19 protein-coding genes and 1 tRNA gene are annotated in these 22,477 nt (G+C 61.6%); 1 reads left to right on the top strand and 19 read right to left on the bottom strand.

Annotated features, from left to right (window positions below):
• Window positions 1-51: 51 nt before the first annotated feature.
• The 19 genes from rffA to ggt all read right to left on the bottom strand — a co-directional run bounded on the left by rffA (window position 52) and on the right by ggt (window position 21,228).
• Entirely contained in the window at window positions 52-1,203 is a 1,152-nt protein-coding gene (gene rffA, locus QZ656_RS11270; RefSeq protein ID WP_291993838.1) for a dTDP-4-amino-4,6-dideoxygalactose transaminase, read from the bottom strand.
• Between the two features lie 181 nt (window positions 1,204-1,384).
• Window positions 1,385-1,996 carry a class I SAM-dependent methyltransferase gene (locus QZ656_RS11275; RefSeq protein ID WP_291993474.1) on the bottom strand — a complete coding sequence of 204 codons (612 nt, stop codon included), beginning with the start codon at window positions 1,994-1,996 and terminating at the stop codon, window positions 1,385-1,387.
• Entirely contained in the window at window positions 1,996-2,889 is an 894-nt protein-coding gene (locus QZ656_RS11280; RefSeq protein WP_291993475.1) for a methyltransferase domain-containing protein, read from the bottom strand. Before QZ656_RS11280 ends, QZ656_RS11275 begins: the two co-directional genes overlap by 1 nt.
• Window positions 2,882-3,250, bottom strand: a complete 369-nt coding sequence (locus tag QZ656_RS11285; protein WP_291993476.1) for a hypothetical protein — start codon at window positions 3,248-3,250, stop codon at window positions 2,882-2,884. The genes QZ656_RS11280 and QZ656_RS11285 overlap by 8 nt, the downstream gene beginning before the upstream one ends.
• 45 nt (window positions 3,251-3,295) lie before the next feature.
• Window positions 3,296-3,991 (bottom strand): metallophosphoesterase family protein, encoded by a 696-nt coding sequence (locus QZ656_RS11290; protein ID WP_291993477.1) that lies wholly within the window; start codon window positions 3,989-3,991, stop codon window positions 3,296-3,298.
• Window positions 3,972-4,910: an ATP-grasp domain-containing protein gene (locus tag QZ656_RS11295; protein ID WP_291993478.1), complete on the bottom strand. Its 939-nt coding sequence runs from the start codon at window positions 4,908-4,910 to the stop codon at window positions 3,972-3,974. Before QZ656_RS11295 ends, QZ656_RS11290 begins: the two co-directional genes overlap by 20 nt.
• A gap of 172 nt (window positions 4,911-5,082) precedes the next feature.
• Entirely contained in the window at window positions 5,083-5,811 is a 729-nt protein-coding gene (locus QZ656_RS11300; RefSeq protein ID WP_291993479.1) for a class I SAM-dependent methyltransferase, read from the bottom strand.
• A complete protein-coding gene (locus QZ656_RS11305) occupies window positions 5,795-6,748 on the bottom strand; it encodes a glycosyltransferase family 2 protein (RefSeq protein ID WP_291993480.1) in 954 nt (317 codons plus the stop codon). Before QZ656_RS11305 ends, QZ656_RS11300 begins: the two co-directional genes overlap by 17 nt.
• Entirely contained in the window at window positions 6,745-7,431 is a 687-nt protein-coding gene (locus QZ656_RS11310; protein ID WP_291993481.1) for a WbqC family protein, read from the bottom strand. The genes QZ656_RS11305 and QZ656_RS11310 overlap by 4 nt, the downstream gene beginning before the upstream one ends.
• The gene (locus tag QZ656_RS11315; RefSeq protein WP_291993482.1) at window positions 7,428-8,690 is read right to left on the bottom strand and encodes a hypothetical protein; all 1,263 of its coding nucleotides are present in this window, start codon (window positions 8,688-8,690) and stop codon (window positions 7,428-7,430) included. Before QZ656_RS11315 ends, QZ656_RS11310 begins: the two co-directional genes overlap by 4 nt.
• Before the next feature lie 61 nt (window positions 8,691-8,751).
• On the bottom strand, window positions 8,752-9,606 hold the full coding sequence (locus QZ656_RS11320) for an SDR family oxidoreductase (RefSeq protein ID WP_291993839.1): 855 nt from the start codon (window positions 9,604-9,606) through the stop codon (window positions 8,752-8,754).
• Window positions 9,607-9,640: 34 nt separating this feature from the next.
• Window positions 9,641-10,768 (bottom strand): glycosyltransferase family 1 protein, encoded by a 1,128-nt coding sequence (locus QZ656_RS11325; RefSeq protein ID WP_291993483.1) that lies wholly within the window; start codon window positions 10,766-10,768, stop codon window positions 9,641-9,643.
• Window positions 10,765-13,098, bottom strand: coding sequence for a glycosyltransferase (locus tag QZ656_RS11330; protein WP_291993484.1), 2,334 nt, complete (start codon window positions 13,096-13,098; stop codon window positions 10,765-10,767). The genes QZ656_RS11325 and QZ656_RS11330 overlap by 4 nt, the downstream gene beginning before the upstream one ends.
• Window positions 13,068-15,008, bottom strand: a complete 1,941-nt coding sequence (asnB, locus tag QZ656_RS11335) for an asparagine synthase (glutamine-hydrolyzing) (protein WP_291993485.1) — start codon at window positions 15,006-15,008, stop codon at window positions 13,068-13,070. The genes QZ656_RS11330 and asnB overlap by 31 nt, the downstream gene beginning before the upstream one ends.
• Before the next feature lie 184 nt (window positions 15,009-15,192).
• Entirely contained in the window at window positions 15,193-16,527 is a 1,335-nt protein-coding gene (locus QZ656_RS11340) for an oligosaccharide flippase family protein (protein ID WP_291993486.1), read from the bottom strand.
• A gap of 90 nt (window positions 16,528-16,617) precedes the next feature.
• A complete protein-coding gene (locus QZ656_RS11345) occupies window positions 16,618-17,655 on the bottom strand; it encodes an SDR family oxidoreductase (protein ID WP_291993487.1) in 1,038 nt (345 codons plus the stop codon).
• Between the two features lie 254 nt (window positions 17,656-17,909).
• Window positions 17,910-17,985, bottom strand: a tRNA-Phe gene (locus QZ656_RS11350).
• Window positions 17,986-18,106: 121 nt separating this feature from the next.
• Window positions 18,107-19,453: a DUF1615 domain-containing protein gene (locus QZ656_RS11355; protein WP_291993488.1), complete on the bottom strand. Its 1,347-nt coding sequence runs from the start codon at window positions 19,451-19,453 to the stop codon at window positions 18,107-18,109.
• Complete coding sequence (ggt, locus tag QZ656_RS11360; RefSeq protein ID WP_291993489.1) at window positions 19,450-21,228, bottom strand: gamma-glutamyltransferase; 1,779 nt, start codon at window positions 21,226-21,228, stop codon at window positions 19,450-19,452. Before ggt ends, QZ656_RS11355 begins: the two co-directional genes overlap by 4 nt.
• A 195-nt stretch (window positions 21,229-21,423) precedes the next feature.
• Here ggt and QZ656_RS11365 point away from each other — a divergent pair, with 195 nt between their 5' ends.
• Window positions 21,424-22,476: an efflux RND transporter periplasmic adaptor subunit gene (locus QZ656_RS11365; RefSeq protein WP_291993490.1), complete on the top strand. Its 1,053-nt coding sequence runs from the start codon at window positions 21,424-21,426 to the stop codon at window positions 22,474-22,476.
• Window position 22,477 lies beyond the last annotated feature (1 nt).

Genomic DNA, 22,477 nt, shown 5'->3' on the forward strand with positions numbered 1-22,477 from the left:
TTCCTATTTCTATCGTGGATGCATCGTAGGGAGCACATACCAGCCGTTCCTTCAAGGCGCACATTTCTCGACCGCCTCTTCCAGTACGCTGATGACTTTGTACTGCTGTTCCAGGGATAAACCGACCCATAGCGGCAGGCGCAACAGTTTCTCCGCCGGTCGATTGGTGACGGTCAGAGACCCGTTTACCCGCCCGTAACGTTGCCCCGCCGGAGACGAGTGCAATGGCACATAATGAAAAACGGCGTAGATTCCGGCTTGCCGCAGGGCCTCGATAATCACGTCCCGATCAAGCGTCGGCGCCAGCACGACGTAGTACATGTGGGCATTGTGCCGACAATGCGCCGGCACGACCGGACGCCGCAGCAGGCCTCTTGCTTCCAGTGCCTCCAGCGCCTCGTGGTAACGCGCCCAGATCGCCAAGCGCTCGGTGGTAATGGCTTGCGCCTCCTCGAGCTGTGCCCACAGAAAAGCCGCGATCAATTCACCTGGCAGGAACGATGAGCCGACTTCCTGCCAGGTGTATTTATCTACTTCGCCGCGAAAAAAGCGGCTGCGATCGGTGCCCTTTTCCCGGATGATCTCGGCCCGTTGCGCCATCTGCATATCGTTGACCAGCAGGGCCCCGCCTTCACCGGAGATGACGTTCTTGGTCTCGTGAAAGCTGTAGCTGCCAAGGTCGCCAATACTGCCCAGCGCCCGCCCCCGGTAGCTTGCCATGACACCCTGCGCCGCATCCTCGACGACCTTCAAGCCGTGCTGCCGCGCGATCGCCATGATGCTGTCCATTTCACACGCCACACCGGCGTAATGCACCGGCACGATGGCTCTGGTGTGCGGCGTGATCGCCGCCTCGATCAGGCACTCATCAAGGTTGAAGGTGTCTTCCCGGATATCGACGAAAACCGGCACGCCGCCGCGCAGGACGAAGGCATTGGCCGTGGAAACGAAAGTGTAGGAAGGCATGATCACTTCATCGCCGGGCTGAATGTCGAGCAGCAGTGCCGACATTTCCAGCGCCGCTGTGCACGAGTGGGTAAGCAGCGCCCTGGCACAACCCATCTGCTCTTCGATCCATGCGTGGCAACGCTTGGTGAAGGGGCCGTCGCCGGCCAGCATATTGCCGAACTTGGCTTCGGCAATGTAGTACAGCTCCTTGCCGGTCATGTAGGGGCGGTTGAAAGGGATCTTCTCTTCGCTCAAGCTTGCTCTCCAGGGTCGCGACGCCGACTTACCATCGTGCTCAGACGGCTTCGATGCTTGCCAGCGCACGCTTCGACCGGCAAGCGCTGGCAGCAGCAGCCGAAGGCCGCCGGGCGCCAGGTGACAAGCTCGGCCTGCGCAAACGATGGTCGTGCCGAGGAGCGGCCAGGCGCAGTCATCATCACTGACACTCCATGAAGCAATGCGTGTAGGGAATCCAAGCCTGATGACGTACATCGGCGCGCGCCTTGCCAAAGACATTCCCGGCAAGCGCTTCATAGCCCGTCTTGTCGCGAACGTTCTGGCCGCGGTCCTTGCTTACCAGAAAGCGGGCGACGCGATTTTGCCCGGCATCCAGGCATGGATCGACCGCCAGGAATCTGCCGTCAGCCTTCAGAGCCTGCTTGGCGAGCCGCATCACTTCGATGGCGACCGGGTCGTCGAGATGGTGCAACAGACCTATACCCAGGACCAGATCGAAGAGCGGCAGGTCGGCCAGGTCGGCCTGCCGCAACTGTTGGCAGTGAAAGCTGCCGCGCCGCCCGAATCTGGCCCGTGCCTGGACGATGTAGGACTCACTGATATCGAAGCCATGGTAATCGACAGCGGGTAGATAGCCCAGGATATCCGCCGGCCCGCAGCCAATATCGAGGATCTTCATCCCCGAGAAAGGCCGCACGAAGTCCGCGACGAACCTCTGGCGTCCCTTGTGTGCTCCCATCAGCGACTGAAACGACGAATAAACGAACGGGGAAGACAGGATCGCCCGTATGCCGCGCGTAATCTGCGCCATCAGGAGGCTCCTCCGCCAGCGACTTTGACGATGCGGCAATCCATGATCGGCTGCATCGTGGCGGGCAAGAATCGGAAGATCCGGTGTACCCGGAAGCGCACCAGGAACGACAGCAATTTCCGGAAAAATGGTGAGCGGCGACTCGCGAAATCCTGGTCGGAGAGCATACGCTCCAGCGTCGATACCAGCAGGCCGCGATTGAAAGAAAGCTGCAATTCAGGCAAGCGCTCGACGAGCCTCCTTACCTCGGTTACAGTAATCCAGTTCAGCGACTTCCAGGTGCCCACGGGGTCGGCTACAGTCTGGTTAGAAAATATTCTCCTGCCAAAAACTCTCTCGGTAAGGCTCTTGGAAAAAACAGTCGGGATATTAAAATGGGGCTCGTAGGGAAAGAGATAATTCGGACAGGTAAAGCGATAAGTGCCGCCACAGGCAAGGCTGGCCGCAAGCCTCTCCAGAACAAGTGAAACGTTATCCACATGCTCCATGACGTTGATCGAAAACGCGAAATCGAAAGCATTCCGCTCGGACATACGCTCGGCAGCGACCTCCAGAAGCTGCGGGCAACAGCCTTCGGCACGCGCATTGTCAAGAACTATCTGGCGCATCCGGGTAAAGTGCGAAAACCCGTCCGACGTTGGTTCCAGCGCCGTCACCACGTAGCCCTCTCGGCTTAGCTGGCAACTGAGCAGCAGAGCGCCCGCGCCCACCTCCAGCACCCTCGCCGCGGCAGGCAGGTGCTGCAGGTCGGCGTCGAGGTACCGGCGGCCAAAGCGGGCTTCGGCCGCATAGATCTCAAACAGAGGCAGCAAGTCGGGCGCGGCTTCGGCGAAGTGCGAACGCACTTCGCCAAGCCATCCATCAATTCCGGCGGAAAGCCCATTCTTAAGCATCGGCACTCACGCCGAGAATGATCCCGGAAAATATCAGCAGCACGGCCACGACTTTGGTGGCGCTGAGCGTTTCAGCGAGGAAAAACCAGCCGCCCAGCAAGACCATCGCAAAAGTGACGCCGATATAGACCGGAAAAGCAACGACCAGCGGCAGCTTGGTTACCACGTAAAGCCATGCAAACGAGGCAAACAGGGCCGCGGCATATGCTGAAAGAATCACTGGATCTGTCAGGAATTTGAGCAGATGCTGTCCAAAGCCGTGGCTTGCCACGTCGCCCAGAGTGCTTGCTCGCCACTTGACGACGAGCTGGCTGTAAGTTACCAGTGTGGCAATCGGCAGTATCCAGAGGTAGGTCTTCAAGTTGTCTCGCAGTCATTCACCCAGCATAAGCAGAAGCGCCGGACCTCAGCCGAGGTCCGGCAGACTGTCGACTTTGCCGCCAATCCTCGTGCCTCGAGATAGGTTCTCGTAAAAATAGGGCTCAAAACCGGCCTGCTTCATCGCCGTCTGCAGTAGCACGTAATTATACCTGACGCGCTGCAGGGTAAAGACGCCGCTGTCCCGGTCCCAGAGCGCAAAGGCAGCTCTTGGGTCGCCGTCTCGCGGCTGGCCGACGGAACCCGGATTGCAGTATTTCTTGTCCCCGGCTCCCCATACGCAGGGCACATGGGTGTGTCCCGAAGCAAAGAAACGGCCCTCAAGGCAAGAAAAATACTCTACAGATGGCACAACATATTCATCGAGCGGATCATTCCAGCCGCCGTGCACAATGCTCAACGCGCCGATGTCAGCCCTTGGTTTCAGGGATTGCAGCCAGCTCCTGTTTGTTTCCGCAAGTATTCGCCGTTGATAATCGAGACACCTGTTCGCGCTAGCCGATCGTGGGCATGTCTCCCCGGTGGCCAGATACCAGTCGTGATTCCCCATTAGCGAGAAAATATTCCTTGACCGAAGCTCTTCGCAGCATTCATTTACCTGGCAGTAGTAGCCGCCGATATCCCCCAGACAAATGATCTCGGAAACAGCCATTTCATCCAGGCGCGCGAGCACGGCGGCAAGCGCAACATGGCTGCCGTGAATATCAGAAATGATCCCGATCATGAACGACGTAGTCCTCTATGAAGCGAACGGCAAAGCCGTCCATTATCCGGGGTTGGACCGGCAGCTTGCCGTGCAGGAAGAACCCCAGACTCATCGCGGCTTCGTTGTATCCGAAGGCAGTCCGAATCGAGGTTGTCGAAGAAACACGCGGATTGATTTCAAGAAGCTTCCAGTCCGTGCCGTCGCGCCGAAACTGAAGGTTCGTTGGCCCCAGCGGTTTGAAGTGCGCGCAAAGACGCTTGACCGTATCGTCAAGACTCGCGTGCTTCCTGATCCATGCCTTCGCGGTAGACCCGTCCGGCGCGAGGCGTCGCTGCATGCTGATCGATGCGCAGACCCGCCCCTCGCCGTCGCCGAACACGCCGACGGTGAACTCCTCGTCATCAGAACCAACAAGTGGCTGGGCCAGCAAGTGCTCGCCCAGCAGTTTCCCGTGCCGCGCAAACTCGGCTGCATCGCTGATGCGCAGCAGCCCTTTCGATGCATAACTCCGGCGCGGCTTGAGGATGAATGGCAAACCCAGGCGTGCCGAAAGACTTGCAAAGTCGCCGCTCAGGTAACTGGGGATTCTTGAGGAGTCTTGCACGGCCAGCAAGGCCTGGTGCATTGCCCACTTGTCGCGTGACAGGTCGACCAGCAGAGCCCCATTGATGGCGAATCTGCAGCGGCTGGCGACAAGCCTGTCGCGGCCGTCCGACAATCGCTGAACGTCCTGCTCGATTCCGGGTATCACCAGGTCGACCCGCTGCCTGTCGATCAGGTCAAGAAGCCAGTCCAGATAGCCCGTGCTCGCCGTCAAGGGCGCTTTTTCGAATACGTCGCACCAGGCTTGTCCGACCGCGTCGGGATATATGTCGCTACCGACCAGCCGCACTTGCGGCGCTGCGGCACGCATGGAACGGAGCAATCCGTAGCCCATGATCGCGCCAACCCCGGTAATCAGGACCGTGGTCAAAAGGAAGCCTCGACGACGTCAAATACGGCATGTGCCGCGCTCTGCGCCACAGGTGCCCCGAGCTGCGTCGGGGTGAGCAGCCTGGCAGCAGTCCGCATGACGGCGTTGGCCGCCATGCCGTCGGTGCGCCGCTCTCTCAAACCGGGTCCGCCCCTGCCTCGAAAAGCAGCGCGCAGCTCAACTCGGGGTAGCCGATGGCGATTTCGCACATGGCTTGCAGGACGTTCTTCGGCAACTGCAGGCTCTGCAACTGGTCGGTGGTCAGCGGCTTCAGGAAGATGCCTTCCTTGCGCGCGATACGGTAGCCGGCACTTTCGAGCTCGGCGGACAGGCTATCGACCGAGTACAGGCGCTGATGTCCGAGCTGCAGGTCGCCAGCACCGAGTGCCATCATGTCGTCGAGAAGACCGGCAAGATGTCCGAGCCGCCGGTGCAGCGACTGCCCGTTGGGCACGGCGACAAAACAACGTCCGCCGGGCGCCAGGAACTGCCTGTACCGTCGCAGGATTGCCCCGGGATCTGCGACGTGTTCGAGGACGAAGCCAAGCACGATCACGTCGAAGCGCTCGTCAGGTACGAAGTCTTCAAAGTAGGCCTGCACTACGGTCGCCGGGCAATCCGGGTACTGATCGCGAAACTGCTCGATGACCGATGTCGAGCCATCGACCACGATGTGCCTCGCAAAGTGCTGCGCGAAGCGATCCGTGGTATAGCCATGACCGATGCCGAGTTCCAGCAGCCGGTCAGAGGTCGGACACAGCCGCATGACCCTCTCCGGATACCAGTTCAGGATGACGTTGTTGTCGAAGGCGTAGCCGAACCCCTCGCCGTAGGCCGGCAGATAGGCATCAAGTTGATTGTTCATGCTGGCCTCCGCTGTGAACGTTGCGCACAATATACAAAGGCCTTCGCTTTACTTCCTGGAAGATCTTAGCGATGTAGAGTCCGAGGATTCCCAGGAAGAGAATGATCGTGCCGCCCAGGAACCAGAGCGACAGCATGATCGAGGTGAATCCCGAAAGAACGATGTCCGGCTGGATCAGCTTCAGGAACAGGAGGATCACTGCGTACAGCACCGACCCCAGCCAAATCAGTAGGCCGGTAAAGAAGATCAGCGACAGGGGCGCGACGCTGAAGGAAGCGAACGAGTCGGCGACCTGCAGCAGCTTGCGCGACAGCCTGTAGCTGGACTTGTGCGCTTTCGGTCGCGGCTTCTTGGTCAGCGGAATCGACGCCTGCTCGAAGCCGGTCCAGGCAAAAACGCCAGCCAGGTAGAGGACGCGGTCGCCAACACCCAGGAGCGCGTCCACATACCTCCTCGTCATCAGACGGCAGGTCATCGGGTTGTGGGGAATTCTGACGCTGGACATCAGGTTGATCGACGACCAGAACATCTCGCCAAACAGGTTCGACACGCGTGTCGATACCCGTTCCTGCTGAACGCCGAAGACCACGTCAGCACCCACTTCACGCATCTTGTCCCTGAACAGCGTCAGCCACTCCGGCTGCTCCTCGAGATCGCAGTCGATCAGGAAGACATGTTCCCCGCGGCAATGCGCCAGGCCGGCAACTATCGCTGCGTGGTGCCCGAAGTTCCTCGACAGCTCCACCAATTGCAGGTGCCCGTCGCCAGCCTGCAACTCGAGCGCCAGTTTCTGCGAGTCGTCGGGCGAACCGTCGTTGACCAGGACGATTTCGTAGTCGTCGCCGAATGCCTGCTGGGCTGCTGCACCCACCCGGCGGCAGAATTCCTCCAGAAAAGGTGCCGAACGGTAGAGGGTAGCGACAATCGAGAGCTTCATGCGCTGACATACTTCATGTAACGGTGGGCGTCCGGGCCACAATTCATCAGCAGATCGACGATGCTGACGCCCGGGGTAAACGCACCCCACAGCTGCCGGTATTCGGGATAGCCATGGTAGTCGAACCAGGTCAACCTGATTCCCCGATCACGGAATACCTTTTCGTCGAGGTACTCTCTGGCAGCAGGACCCGATACGTACTCCCCGGCGCCAGCCTGCGTACAGAGATCGGCGAGGCGCTCACTTTTCCCTTCCAGAAGTCTGTAGTCCCAGGAGTTGCTGATCACCGTCCGAATGCCGAGGTAACGGTTTATGGCTTCGATGAAGCAACGATTCAGCTGTGAGAGATGACTGTAAGTACTGCTGCCGTACATGGGTTCGAGCCAGGCGGCAATTTCGCCGAAGTACCGCGCGCGGCGATAGTTGCTGGCCAGTGATTTCCAGTGCTTTGCCTGCCATCGGGCATCGACAGTAACGTCGCGAATACGCCGATCTATACCCTGCCCCACGGGTACCGTCAGCCATTGCACGCCCTGCGGCGTCTTGATCTGGTTGCGATTGCGCCAGTCGTTCTTGGTGAACTGCACATCGTCGTAGAGGATGAATTCATCTACCGCGGCGATCATATCGAAGTAGCCTTTCCAGGGGATGTAGTTTGACTGGAGAATGGCGACCTTCTTCATGGCAGCTTCAACTGATCAGTCGGCCACGCGGGGTAATAACAGGTCTTGCATTTTTTTACCTGGGCGATCTGCTGAAGATTGAACGATATCAGGAACAGCAGTGCCAGTACCCAGATCCTGGTATTCGCTTGCAGACTGATCGAACCGAAGAAGTTGAAAACGATCCAGACGCCAATCGGCACGAGCAGGAGATAATCATACAGGTAGGGGTGGATGGAAACAGCTTGCGGCCAAAGCAGGCAGGCAATGATGTACTGCGAGAAGAGCACCTGGTAGAACATCCCGGCGTTGCTGCCGCCCGGGAACGCCAGCGATGCCTTGTCGGCGGTATTCATTTTGAGCATGGACAGCAGCTGCACCGACAAAAGCGCCAGAGGAACGAGCAGCAGATGAATCGGGCGCGGAAAATACGGGGCGATGACCGAGTTGATCACATTCGAAAAATAGGTCACATTGCCGTCAAGGCCGGAGCGGAAAAGCCATGAGCTGTTCTTGCTCCCGAAGCCCAGGATAGATGACACGATGACCGGCTGAGCGTAGACGAGCACGCTGCAAATGATCGTGGCGACACCGAGGCGCAGCATTCCCCTCGATAATCCGTCGGCTCGGATCGACAGCCCGAGGAAAAACAGGCCCAGCAGCGCTGCGGCAATCGGCGCCAGAAGGCTCAGGGCCGCGATCGCGAGCCACAGCTTCGGCCCGGACACGATGCCTCTGGAAACGACGAAGGCAACAATCAGAAGAATCGGGACGTAGAAGTGAAAGGGGTTATCCACGTTGAACTTGCCGGCAGATATCCAGAAGCCGGGCATGGTGACAAGAAAGGCAATCGACAGCAGGAACAGGACGCCCTGGCCGAAACGAATTCTTTCCTTCTGAAGCATCGACGTGATTGATACGATAACCGCGACAAGCAAGGACATTTCCAGGAAAGCCGATGTTGCGCGCATGGGCAATGACGGCAGAAAGAGCTCTATCTTGTACAGGAAATACATGAAGAACAGATACAGCGTCGAATGATTGGAGTAGGCAATTCCTTTTTCGAAATCGTCCATCGACAAGAACACGAGATAGCCGTGCTTCACCGACCCGTAATTGTCCCAGATGACGAAGGTCACGTTCCTCAGTCGCTCTGTCTCTCCGGAGATCTGGCTGACCATGCCGCGAAATCCGGCGACATGAACAAGGAAAATGCTGAAACCGACGGTCGCGACCAGGCAGAGGCAAAACAGGCGATTGGTCTTGTAGAAATCTTGCACGGAGCTTCCTCGACTCGCAAACATCATGGCCGCGCGACAGCGTGGCCATGCCTTCTCTTTCTCAACCGAAACTGCGCATGCGGCGCACCAGCTCGGGCCACGGCGCGGGACTGTAACCGAATTCCGCCCGAAAGCGACGCGAGTCAAGCGAGCGGTCGATCACCAGGTCGTCAGCCGGCTCGACAAGGATCTCTTTCCGGTACTCGTCGGCCAGTAGCTTGAGCAGATCGAACTTGTTGATTGCTTCCGCGGACACGTGATACAGGCCATGCGCAGAGGGCCGGGGAATGACGAAGTCGCGGATGATGCGCGCGATTTCGACCGTCGGCAAGCCCGAGAAGATCGCTCGCCGGAACCCCTTGGTCGATCCCTGCTGGGCCAGGAACCAGCCGACGAGGCTGTGCGCCGCATCAAGTTCATGGCCGATGATGGACGTCCGCAAGGTAATCGCGTTGTCGTAGTCGACCTCCCCCAGCAGCTTGCTGCGACCATACAGATCAGTGGCGTCCGGGCTGTCGCTCTCGACATACATGCCCTTTTCACCGGAAAAGACACAGTCCGTACTCATATGCACCAGCCGCGCTCCGGCAACTGAACAAAGGCGCGCCAACCGGTGCGGCAAGAGCGAATTGATCGGAATCGTCGAAAGCGGGTCCTTGGCGGCCGACAACTGCTTGACGAGACCGATGCAATTGATGACCACCTGCGGCCGTGCCCTGCCGAACACTTCCAGCAGGCTGTCGGGGTTGTCGACGTCTGCGCCCGCTAGCAGGAGTGGCTGCAGCGCGCTCGGCAGTAGCCTGGCCGAACGGGCCGAACGAACCGTGCCGACGGTGGTAAAGCCTTTGCTGTCGGCAAACAGCCGCAGCACCGCATTGCCCAACATGCCCGAGGCGCCAAGAACCAGAACGCGCAGATCTGCCGATTCAGGTGTCACGCTATTTTTCTCCCTAGTGGTTTTGTTCGCTCAACTGGATCAGCCTGGTCCAGGTTTCCCGCGCCGTGATACGCCAATCGTAAAGACCGCTGCGCCGCAAGGCCGCCTGCGCAATCTGCTCACTGTAGTCGCTGTCGCTCAGTAGTCTGGCCAGTGCGCGCGACGTCTCCTGCGGGTCGTCTGGCGAGAAGTAAGCAATCTCGCTGCCGCCAAACTCGGGCATCGGCATGACATTCGACGACAGCACGGGACGCCCGGCGGCCATGGCCTCGAGGAGAATGTTCGGACAGTTCTCGCACGAGGAAGCGAAAAGGTTGGCACGGGCGTGCTGGTACCACGCCGGCAGCGTCGCGTAGGGCACAGCGCCAGGCATCAGCACCTGGTCGGCCAGTGCAAGTTCCTGCACCAGACGTGCCACAGGCTCGGCCTCCGGCATGTCGGTCTCGCCGAGAAACACTAGCTGCAGCCCAGCGCGCAGCGCCTCGGGAAGGGCCGCAAAAGCGCTGACCAGCTCGCGATGATGCTTGTACACGTCAAAGCGCGAGACGTAGAGCAGGTAGTCGCCAGGCGGAGCGAGTTCCGGGCGGGGTAAGCTGTCGGCGGCGCAACGGAAGCTGTCGTTGATCCCGTGCGGGATGGTGACCGGGTTGGGGATGCGCACCAGCTCCTCGATCACGGCACGCGCATGATCCGAGATGAAGATCGTCAGGTCGGCTTCGGACAAGCTGCGCAAGAGCACGCGTTTCAGAATCAGGTTGCGCACGCGCTGCAGGCCCCAGGGCATGCTGCGTACCAGCGCGTCGTCGAACGGAATCATGTTGCGGAACATGCCGACCACCTTGCAGTTTGCCGGAGCGCGTGTAGCAACCACTCCTCCAGGGCAGAACAGCAGGTCGGCTTGCTCCCGACGCAGGAAGCCGGGCAAGACCCAGCGCTCCCAAAAGGCGCGGGCGAGGGGGTTACTGGCCGGCCAGGGGGCATGGACGCGTCGCACCTGCGGATGCGCGGGCAACTGCAAGGAGGCAGGTGCAAAGATCAGTACTTCCAGATCCGCCCGTGCTGGCAAGTGTGCGAAAAGGTTACGCAGATAGGTCTGCCCGCCACCGATCCGCGCCGAGTAGGCGTTGACGACGATTTTCATTGCAGCAGCTCGCGATAGAGGGCCAGGTAGCGCGCTGCGGCCCTGTCGATGGCCAGGTCGGCGGTTGCTGCCCTGGCCCGATCGGCACGCTCCAGAGCGGATTGACGATCGTTGACGGTGGCCACGATGTGGCTTGCCAGGCTGCTGGCGTTGTCTGCGGCGGCAAACAGCGCCGCCGAGGCAGCGACGGCTTCGCGGTGCGCTGGAATGTCCGAAAGCACCATCGGGCAGCCAGCGGCGGCGGCCTCGATAACCACGTTGGGATGGCCTTCGAAGCTGCTCACCGAGACCAGCGCCTGTGCCCGCTGCAACCAGAATCCGAGTTCGCTGCTGAAACCGCCAAGGTGGAAGCGCTCGCCAAGGCCGCTGGCGTCGATGCGCCGTTCAACGTCTTCGCGCAACGGCCCTTCGCCGAAAAGCACCGCGTGGTGCGCGGGGAGTTGCCGCAAGGCGCCGGCCAGGGCGTCGACGAGAACCGGGATATTCTTCTCATAGCTCAAGCGGCCAGCGACCATCAGCAGCGGGACGTCGGCCAGGCCCAGATCGTCGGCCGGCCGGCTGATGACCAACGGTGAGAGGCCATTGTGAATCAGGCGCAGGCAGCCGCGCGCGCGCTGTGCATGCCAGTAGTCCAGTCCGCCCTGCGAGTTCGCAACGATGGCCTTCGCATGCCGGCCGAGCGCCGCGCGGAGCGCGAATTTCCAACCATTCGCGTACATCGTTGCCGATGAGCGTTCGCTGAGCACCTGCGGTATGCCTGCCCAGCGTGCCGCGAGCCCGCCCATCACGTCCATCTGCAAGAGCCAGGTCTGAACAAGGTCGGGTTGCAAACGCGTCATCACGGTGCACAAATCCAGGAACTGGCGCGGATCGTGGTTAGCCCGTGCCGGGAGTTGGTAAAGGCTGACGCCACTATCGGCCAAGCGCGCGAGGTTGATGCCGCCTTCCCTGTACGCCACGACAACGTCGAGCCCAGCAGATAGCATTGCGGGTGCCAACAGCGATAGCTGACGCTCGGCACCTCCTGAACCCAACGTTGAGATAAGATGAAGCACTCGCATGGGACGCCTAATCGGCTTGTCTGTCGGCTGGCAGATCGTGTGAGCGGTCTTTCTAGAGGCAGCGCCAAGGAAGAGCCCTACAAACAACGCAAAAAAGGCAGACTCCAAAGTCTGGTGAAAAAACCCGTAAGCAAGTAGCGCCACAAATCCAACTTTGTATCCCGTAATGAGGATCGTATCGCTTTCCGGCTGCTCACGGGTCATGCGCTTGAACACGCGGAAAGATCTGCGGACGAAGATAAGTATTAGCACGATCCCCAGTATGCCAAGCTCACCCAAGGTGCCCGGAACAAAACCATGTGATACGACGTCCTTGTGGTGTTGGTCACGGGTGACTTGCAGCACTGACGAGTACCCTCCCCCCAACACAGGATTCTCCAAAAAGAGGTTGAGGGAGACAAACGCCGCCAGCCGTCGATCAAAATCGACGCGCCCTTCGGCAGGTTTGCTGGCCTCTTCGAGGACGGACTCCGAGATATCCAAATTGGTGTTCGCCGACGAGAAGCGCTCCACAATTTCACTCGGGGGAAGCACAATCAAGGCCGCCGCGCCAACCACAAATATGGTTATTAAAGATGTCGCAAACATGCGACGGCTAAGAAAATATGCGGCAGCAAGCACCGCCGGAAAGACAATCAACAATGCACTTCGAGATTGAATTAGTAGCGCAAGAACAAGCAATAGAGCCAGCTGAATTAATGCAATTCGTTTGCCGGTGGAAATATAGAGTGCCAGTTGTATTGGCGCGATCAAGCAGCACAACCCACTGAGTATCGTTCGAATGCTGAGCGCGCCAACCAGCATGGAGTCGCCGTAAGCGTAGGCGCTGTAGAGTGCTTGAAATGCAAACGGCAGCGGGATCAAGCCTAGCCCAAATGAAATACTGGCGAGGGAAAACCGACGTCCTACAGTTTGCCCAAAGAGAAAGGGCGGCACAATTGCCACCAACACCCTTCCCACGTCCACCACAGCTTCTTGGGCGTTCGGCGCCCAAGCAGTTGACACTACCATGTACGCGTACAGGGTGATAAAGACACCCAAGACACTGAGTTGCGAATCAAAACGAACGTGGCGCATTGGTTGGGCGCACAGCAACAGGGCGGTCAAAAGGATAAATGTTGCCGGAAGTATGCGATACCACTCAAACCACAAAACAGCCAGCTGTGCCGTGGCAATTGCAGAGAAGAACAGCGCCAATACCCAAGGGTAGGGTGTAAGGGGCGCCGTGTTATGAGGTTTCACACCGAACTTCTTTCGTTGTGCATCCACGCCTGGAACATCAGCACATTCCAGAGGTAGCTGCTGCGGTCGAAGCGGCCCGAGAGGTGTTCCTGCCACAGCAAGCTCACCTTGCCATCGTCGAGCAAGCCATCGGCAGCCAGGCTTTTCGGCGCCAACAGTTCGTCGGCCCAGGCGCGCAAGGGGCCACGCAGCCAATCGCCGAGCGGCACCGAAAAGCCCGTTTTCGGTCGTTCGATCAGGGCCCGTGGCACGTGCCGGTACAGGACCTGACGGAGAATCCACTTGCCAACACCGTCGCGCACCAGCACCCGCTGCGGCAGGGCAAAGGCCAGTTCGACGACGCGGTGGTCGAGTAGCGGCGCGCGGGCCTCGAGGCTGGCGTTCATCGAGGCACGATCCACCTTGACCAGCAGATCGTCGGGCAGGTACTGACGGACGTCCCACAAACGCATCGCTTCCATGGCTGGCCGCGTTGCATCCCAGTAGTTCATCGTGAAGCGCTGCTGGCTCGTGCCACGAACCAGGGCTTCCTCGGGTTGCCATTGCGACATCAGGCGCAAGTACATTTCCCCGAGGCTGTCGGTCACCAGCAGCTGTGCCAGGCGATGCATGCGCCGGCCGTTGATGCTTTGTTGCCGTGACGCCGGCAGCAGCGACAAGACCCGGTCCCAGGCCTGCGCTGACGGCGCCCGCAAGGCGGCTGCCGCCGCGCGACGGATGCCCAGCGGCAAGCGGTTGATGCGTCGCCACAGATCGGCCGTCAGGCCGTAGCGCGGATAGCCTTCGAACAGCTCGTCGCCGCCATCGCCCGACAGTGATACGGTCACATGCTGGCGCGTAAGATGTGAAACAAGCGTCGTCGGAATCTGTGAAGAATCGGCAAACGGCTCGTCATAGATCGTCGGCAGTCGAGGAATCAGCTCCTCGGCATCGCGCGCCGTGACGTAGAGTTCGGTATGTTCGGTACCCAGGTGTCGTGCCACTTCAAGCGCAAAAGGTGCCTCGTTGAAGCCGGGCTGGTCGAAGCCGATGGTGTAGGTACGCACGCGTCGGCTGCTCTGAGCCTGCATCAGCGCCACCACCGTGCTGGAGTCCACGCCACCAGACAGGAAGGCACCGAGCGGCACATCGGAGACCATTTGCAGGCGTATCGCCTCGGACAGGGCTTGCTCGACCGCCTCGATCAGGGTCTGGTCGTCGGCTTCGGCCAACTGCAGACGCTGGCTTGCGGCAGCACAGCCGGCGAGTTGCCAGAATGGGCGCGGCGCCAGTTCCGCGTCGCCGGGGCAGCGCATCTGCAGGAGATGGCCAGGCGGCAATTTACGAAGGCCGCGATAGATCGTCAGCGGCGCCGGAATGTAGGCGAAGCGCATGAATTCAGCCAGAGCGTCGCGGTCGATCTGCAGGGCGCCGCCGGCGACAGCCTGCAGCGCCTTGAGTTCGGAGCCGAAAAGCAGGCGCCCGCCGAGTTCTCCGTAGTACAGCGGCTTCTCACCCAGGCGGTCGCGGGCAAGCGTAAGCACGCGCTGCTCGCGGTCCCAGAGCGAGATCGCGAACATCCCGACGCTACGTTTCAGCGCCTCTTCAATACCCCAGGCTTCGACGCAGGCGAGCAGCACTTCCGTATCCGAGTGGCCACGCCAGGCCGGTGACTTGCCGGCGGCGTCCAGCTCCTTGCGCAGTTCGGCGAAATTGTAGATTTCGCCGTTATAGGCGACCACGTAGCGCCCACTCGCCGAGAGCATCGGTTGGTGGCCTTGCGGCGAAAGATCAAGGATCGACAGTCGCCGGTGTCCCAGTCCGATACCGGCGCACCCGTCTAGCCAGACGCCCGAATCATCCGGGCCACGATGCAACAAGGGCGCGATCATGCGCTGGATGTCATCGTGCAGCGGAATGTTCGGCCGCCAGGTGGAGATGCCTGCGATCCCACACATTACTATCGTTCTCCCTGTTTCACTGCCGATCCGGACCACAGCGGGCAAGTGAGACGCTATACAACTTCCTGCTGCATACTCTTGCGAGCATCAAGCTTCGTGCCAGAAGCCGCCGCGTCATCCCACTATCCGGGATTATACCAAAAGGATAAGCCCTCCGGGGCCGCCGCCGTTCGTGGCCGCTTCACTCGCTTGCCGACGCCGGGCGAATCAAGGCGCCGTCGAAGCGCGCCACAAGAATCGTCGCCACGCAGCCCAGCGTGTACGCGACGAGATAAGCCGAAGCCGCACCAGTCAGCCCGTACGACGATATCCAGATTGATGACAGCAGCAGATAGAGAAGGTCGCGCGGACCGACGATAAGAAACAGCGATTGCCACATGCGGCCGGATGACTGCACCAGCTGGTAGGCTGCAAGGCCAAGCGTCTCGGGAATCACCGCCAGCAGCATGACCAGCAGGACAGGGCTACCCTGCACGAACTGCGCACCATAGAGTCCGAGAATCTCTTTGGAGAACAGGGCCAGCACGGCGACCAGGGCGCTAGTGAAGCAGACGCTGACGATCATGTTGGTCCAGAAGACCTGCCGGAACCCCCCGCGCTCACCTTGTCCCTTGAGCCTGCTCAGCGCCGAAAAACTGACTGCGTTCAAGAGCGCCGGCATCTGGATCGCCGCCAGGCGGACCTGATGCGCCACCGAAAAGAGGGCGACCCAGGCGAGACCATCCGGCTGGCGTGCAACCAGCGCCGTTACACCCCACAGGCAAGGCAGGGTCACGTAGCTGGCCAGACTCGCCGGCAAAGCGAAATGCGAGAAGCGCCGCCAGTCGTCCCAGCTGATGGCCGTTGCCGCCGGTACCGCGTGCTGCCGGCAGACGCCGCGCAGCGTCACCGTGAACACCAGCGCGCGCACGGCGCTTGCTGCGACGAAGCCTATGGCCGCCCCGGTCAGGCCGCCGAACCAGGCGCCGGCAACCGAGCAGCCGAGGTGTGCAAGGCCCGCGACTATGCCCGCGACGCTCATCTGGCGAAAGGCACCAAAACCTTGCAGTGCGCCGTACTGGTAGGTGACCAATACCTGCAGAACGATGGCCGCACTGACCCAGCGCAGAAAGGGTTCCACCTGCGGCTTGGCCAGCACATCGGCGGCGATCGTCGGGGCCAGGACAAACAACAGCAAGGCCATCAGCAGGCCCATGCTGCCCGCCATCAAGGCGCACATCCTCAGGATGCGCGCAATCTGGCCCGGGTCGGTATGCATCAGTTCGCCGACGAACTTGGTGCCGACCAGTCCGGTCGCTCCCTGTGCGATACCGGCCGAAATCATCACCGTGCTGACCAGAACGGCATAGATGCCAAAATCCTCCAGACCGAGCAACCTGGCCAGCACGATGGCCGTCAGCAACACCGAACCCTGCAAGGCCACGGCCGACAAGAAGTTCAAGGCAAAGCCCGACAGCAGCCGTTCCCGGAAAAGGCGTACGACGGATCGCAGCGCGGCGGCGTTTAGCGGCAGCACGGCGATCCGGTTCGTGTGCGGTTTCTGCAAGTCTTCACTATTGAATACCGTTTCTCGATCTGCCGAAGAAGCTGTCCATGGCGGCAGCGATCAAGCGGTGCCCTGCAAGCGTGCGATATACCAGGCCATCGACTCGTGCAGTCCCTTGCCGATCGGGTCGGTCGGCTGATAGCCGAGGAGTCTCCTGGCCTTGCCGATATCCGCCAGCGAGTGGCGCACGTCGCCGGCGCGGAAATCCCGGTGGGCGGGGTCACGCCGGTAGTGAATTCCGTTGTTGGCCAGGGAACTTTGCAGGGCAGCAAACAACTCCTTGAGTGTCGTTCTGTCGCCCAGGGCCACGTTGTAGACCTGGTTCCAGGCCGCGGGGGCGAGTGTCGTCGCAGCCAGCAGGTTGGCTTGCACGGTGTTCGCGATGTAACAGAAATCGCGGCTGGTCTCGCCGTCGCCATTGATGTAAATGGGCTGGTCGGCGATCATCGCGGCCGTCCACTTCGGGATCACGGCGGCGTAGGCGCCAGTGGGGTCCTGGCGCGGTCCGAAGACGTTGAAATAGCGTAGGCCGATGCTCTCGAAACCGTAGCTGCGTGCAAAGACCTCGGCGTAGAGTTCATTGACGTATTTCGTGACAGCATAGGGCGAGATGGGTTTGCCGATCTTGTCCTCCACCTTGGGCAATCCGGGATGGTCGCCGTAGGTGGAACTGGACGCGGCATAGACGAAGCGCTTGACCGCGGCAGCACGTGCCGCAACCAGCATGTTCAGAAAGCCGGTGATGTTGGCCGAATTGGTGGTCACCGGGTCTTCGAGGCTGCGCGGAACGCTTCCCAGGGCCGCCTGGTGCAGGACGTAATCGACGCCCTGGCAGACCTTCCTGCAGTCATCCGGATTGCGGATGTCCCCCTCGTGAAAATCGAACTGGCGCCATTGCTCGCCGCCGACCAGCCTCTCGACCTCGTCGAGGTTGCGCTGGTGACCGGTGGCAAAGTTGTCCAGGCCGATGACGCGTTGTTTGAGCTTGAGCAGGGTTTCGAGCAGGTTGCTGCCGATGAAGCCGGCCACGCCGGTGATCAGCCAGGTTTTCTGTGAACCGCAGAGTTCCGCCTGAAGCGCTTGGTAAGTAGATTTCATGAGTTGGAGTTGCATTTTCAGCCGGAAGCCTCGGCGTGCCAGCAGCAATCGGTGGTGGCAGCGGGCAAGCGCCGGCCTGCCGAAGGCGCCCAGCCAAGCTCTTGCGAGTGTCGCCGTGAAGCGCAGGCAGACCCGGCGGAATGCGCGGCCCAGACCAGCAGCGCGTATCGACGATGCGCTGGCAAGGATAAGTCGCAGGAAACCTGCAACACAAAAGGCCCGGCATTTCGACCGGGCCAAGTGCTGGAATCAAGTGGTGGCCAAGCGCGGAATCGAACCACGGACACGCGGATTTTCAATCCGCTGCTCTACCAACTGAGCTACTTGGCCAACGAGTGCGGCAGTATATCGAATCGATTCACAGTCGTCAAAAAAGGTTTTCCAGGACAGCGCACGCAGTCTGGCAGCCTCGCCGGACACCGCCGGTCAAGGCTGGCGGCACGGCGTCTGCTCACGTCGGACGGCCGACCTGGTAGCGCTCAAGGCAGCCACGATAACGCCCGTCGACGCGACGGGCGAACCACTCGGTGGTCAGCCGCCGACTGATCTTGGGGCTCTTCAGTTCGATCCGGGGCAGTATCTCGCGGGGCTTTCGCTCACCGCTGCTGGCGTCGGCGAGCGCGTACAGCCGCTGGTAGAGCGCCGACTGTTCGAAGGCGAAGGTCTTCTCGAGTCTGAGACCACGCTCGATCTCGGCCTCGCTGAGTCGCAAACGCGGCGCCAGCGCCAGCACCGCGCGTTGCGTGTCGCTGGCCGCCGCTGCCGGCGCGCCGCCCTGGTAACGCAGCAAGTCGCCGTCGAGCACCAGGCTCTGGCCGCCGAGTCGTGCTACGGCTTCCTGGAAAGCGGCGTTGCGACTGCTGTAGCGACCCGCGTTGAAGTCGGCGAAGCGGTAGATCATCTGGCCATAGCTGGTCGGGTAATCGAGCAGGACGGCGATGCCGAAGTAGAGTCCGCCGCGCCGCGAGAAGACCTCGTCACGGACGCTGTCGCGGCGTGGATATGGGTAGGGCTGCTTGCGGACGTGTTCCTCGGCGAAGTCGACGCTGACCTGCATCGGGCCACCGGTACGCACCGGGTTGTAGCCCGAAAAGAGCGTTTTGCCGCCGGGCAATTCGGAAATCATGTCGGTGTACAGCACGTTCATCTGGTTTTCGGTGCGCAGCGCGTCGATACGCGCCTTGTAGGTGCTGCCATCGGGCGACGACTTGAGCAGCGCCAGGTCGAGGACGACTTTCGGGACGGCGTACTTTTCGCGTCGCTTCTCGAGTTCCTGCCAGACGATGCGCGACAGACCGGCGACCGGCGGATCGGCCTGGAAGCTCGACTCCTGGGCGATGATGGCGATCGCCGCGCAGAGATTTTCGGGGCTTTGCGGCAGCCGCAGCGCGGCGAACGCGGCGGCGAGATCAGCCGCCCAGCCAGCACGGTCGCGGAGATTTTCAGGCAGCAGACTGTCGGCCATCGTGCGCGCCTGGCGCTCGCTCAAATTGGCTGACGAAGGTGACGACACCGGTGGCAAGGCGGCCGGCGGAACGGCCGGCGTTCGTGGCGCGGTCCTCGCCGCTGCCGGCGATTCACGTCCCGGAGCCGGCGGCTGCGCCGCTGTGGCGTCAGCCCGCACAGCTGGCGACGGCCGTGATTCGTAAGCACCGTCGGTGGCGCAGGCGCTAATCGTTGCCGCGGCCAGCAACAACCACAGGCGCGCTCTGCTCGAACTGCCCGCCGGCAAGGTGCCGGGAAGCGAGTCCACGTGCTTCGTCGGCACGCCGACAACGGACGTCGAACGCTCTCTCATTCGCCCAGCACCTGGCCTTCGCGGCGCGGGTCGGCACCCCCGACGTAGCCTGCCCGGCCTTTCTGGATGGCCTGGATGCCGCTGTTCAAGCCGAGTTCCTTGACCACGTGGCTGCGGCTTCGCAGCGCGTCGACGAAAGCCGGGCTGAAGCGCTGTTCTTCGAGCAGCGTCGGGCCGTTCAGCGAACCAAAGTTGGGCAGGTCGATGGCCTGCTGCGGCGTCAGCCCCCAGTTCAGCGTCGCGTAGAGCAGCTTGGCGGTGTAGTGGATGATCATCGCGCCGCCCGGTGAACCACCGCTGAGGACCAGTTCACCCGTGTCATTGTCAAAGACCAGCGTCGGGCTCATCGACGAGCGCGGGCGTTTGCCGGGCTCGACACGGTTGGCGATCGGCGTGCCGCTGCTATCGGTCGGGAGGAAAGAAAAATCGGTGAGTTCGTTGTTGAGTAGGAAGCCGTGCACCATCTGGCGCGCACCAAATGCGTCCTCGATCGAACTGGTCATCGCCAGCGCGTTGCCCCGAGCGTCCACCACGCTGATGTGCGAGGTGCCGTACTCGACCTGTTCCGGCATTGACGAATACCTGTTGGTCGCCGCTGACGGCGTGCCGGGCGTCGCCACGTGCATGCTCTGCGGGCCGATCAGCCGCGCCCTTGCCGCCAGGTAACGCGGGCTGATCAGTGACTGCCAGCTGCCCGCCGGCGCGGCGACGAAATCGGGGTCGGCGATATAGCGGGCGCGGTCGGCAAACGCCAGACGCGAGGCTTCGCTGTAGTAGTGCATCCACAGCGGGTTATCGAAGGGCAAAAAACGCGCCTCGGTGTCGTTCAGGATGCCGAGAATCTGGTCGATGGTGATCGCTCCCGAACTCGGCGGCGGGAAACCGCAAATGCGGTAGCTCGGGGAACTCCGTAATCCCCTCGGCGCATAGTCGGTGCAATAGGGCAGACGTTTTTTGGCCCGGTAAGCGGCCATGTCGGCGATGCTCAGTTGGCCCGGGTTTTGCGGATGATTCTGCACGCGATCGACGATTGCCTCGGCGATTTCTCCTTCGTAGAGGGCCCGCGCGCCTTCAGCGGCGATGCGGCGCAGAACGTCCGCCAGCTCGCCGTTGCGCAGCACCGTGCCGACCGCGCGTGGCTCACCATCGCGCTCGTAGAAGTACGGCCCGGCCTTCGGATCCTGGCGCAGATAGCGGTCAGTCTTGAGCAGGGTGTACAGCCGCAGACTGACCGGGAAACCCTCCTCGGCGAGCTCGATCGCCGGTTCGAAAAGGCGCGCCCAGGGGAGCTTGCCGTACTCGGCGTGCGCCATTTCGAGCATTCGCAAAGTCCCCGGAACACCCACCGCGCGACCACCGACGACCGCCTCCTGGAAGCTCATCGGCTTGCCGTCTGGCTTGATGAACAGCGTCTCGCTGACCGCCGCAGGTGCCGTCTCGCGACCGTCGAAAGCGACCGTTTCGCGGCCATCGTAGTGCAGCATGAAAGCACCACCGCCGATGCCGCTCGACTGCGGCTCGACCAGCGTCAGCACCATCTGCGCGGCGATCGCCGCGTCGACTGCCGAACCACCCGCCTGCAGGATTTCCAGCCCCGCTTCACTGGCCAGTGGATGCGCCGTCGCGACGGCAAACTTGTGGCCACTCCAGCCAGGCTGCAAGCTCCCCCCCGAAACGCCCTCGGGCTGGTGAAACGCGGCATGGCCGGCAAACGGGTCGTGCGTGCAGCCGACGGCCAGTAATACGGAGAGCAGAGCGAGATGGACGAGTTTCATGGTCAGAGCCGGAGAGTCGAATAGTCGAATAGTCGAATGCGCGAATGCTCGAGCGGTCGGACGAGCAGACCAGCGCTTTGTCTCATTCAAGGCCGCCGGGCGTCAAGGGCTGTGTGCTGGCAGAAGGCGATGGCGTACTGCAAAGTCGTTCGGGAGCTCTTGTTTTCACGCATCCATCAGTATATGCTTATATACATGATTAAGGATCGCCGACCCGGATTTCCCAGTTGCCTGCGCTTGCCACGCTGGCGGACCCTGCTTGCCGCGCTGACCAGCGCCGTTTCTCTGAGCGTTGCGCTGCCCGCGCAGGCGCAGGCCTTGCCGACGGTGCTCGTCGAGGCGCATCCAGTCGATCTGACGCTGCCCGCCGAAGCGCTGGTCGAGGCTGTCAAGCAGGCGACGGTGGCAGCGCAGATCTCCGGTCGCGTCGTCGTCGTACAGGTCGACGCCGGCCAGGCGGTGCGCAAGGGCGATCTGCTGATGAAGATCGACGCCCGCGAAGCCAGCGAAGCAGCGGCCGGCGCCGCGGCGCTGTATGTCAATGCCCGCGCTCGCTACCAGCGCTCGCTCAGTCTGCGCCAGCAAGGCTTCGTCAGCCAGGCCGCGGTCGACCAGGCGAAGGCCGATGTCGACGCCGCGCAGGCGGCGAGCGGGCAGAGCAGCGTCGGCGTCGGCCATACCAACGTCCTTGCGCCGATCTCGGGAATCGTCGGCGAGCGGCTGACCGAGCTTGGCGAAATGGCAACGCCCGGCAAGCCGCTGCTGACCATCCATGACCCGAGCGGCCTGCGCGTCACCGCCAGCATTCCGCAGTACCGGCTGGCGCAGCTGCGCCGCACCGAGCGCGCCCGGGTTGAGTTCCCCGAGCTCGGAAAATCGATCGATGGACTCAGCGTCACGCTCCTGCCGACTGCCGACGCGGCAACGCACGTCTCGCTCGTTCGCGTTGCCCTGCCGGCCGGCATCAGCGACGTCGTTCCCGGCATGCACGCGCGTGTGCACTTCATTCTTGGCCGCGCCAGCAAGCTCACCGTGCCACAGGCCGCCGTCGTCCGCCGCGGCGCCGTCGCCGCCGTCTACGTCGAGAAAGACGACGGCACGCTCGGTCTGCGCCAGTTACGCCTGGGCGAAACGGTCGGCGCGGGCGAGGTCGAGGTGCTGGCCGGGCTGCACAGCGGCGAGCGCGTCGTTCTCGATCCGGTCAAGGCCGCGGTAGCGCTGAAATCCAGCCAGCCGCCGAGCCGCTAGC

This window comes from Candidatus Accumulibacter sp. ACC003, assembly GCF_907163085.1.
Lineage (GTDB): Bacteria > Pseudomonadota > Gammaproteobacteria > Burkholderiales > Rhodocyclaceae > Accumulibacter.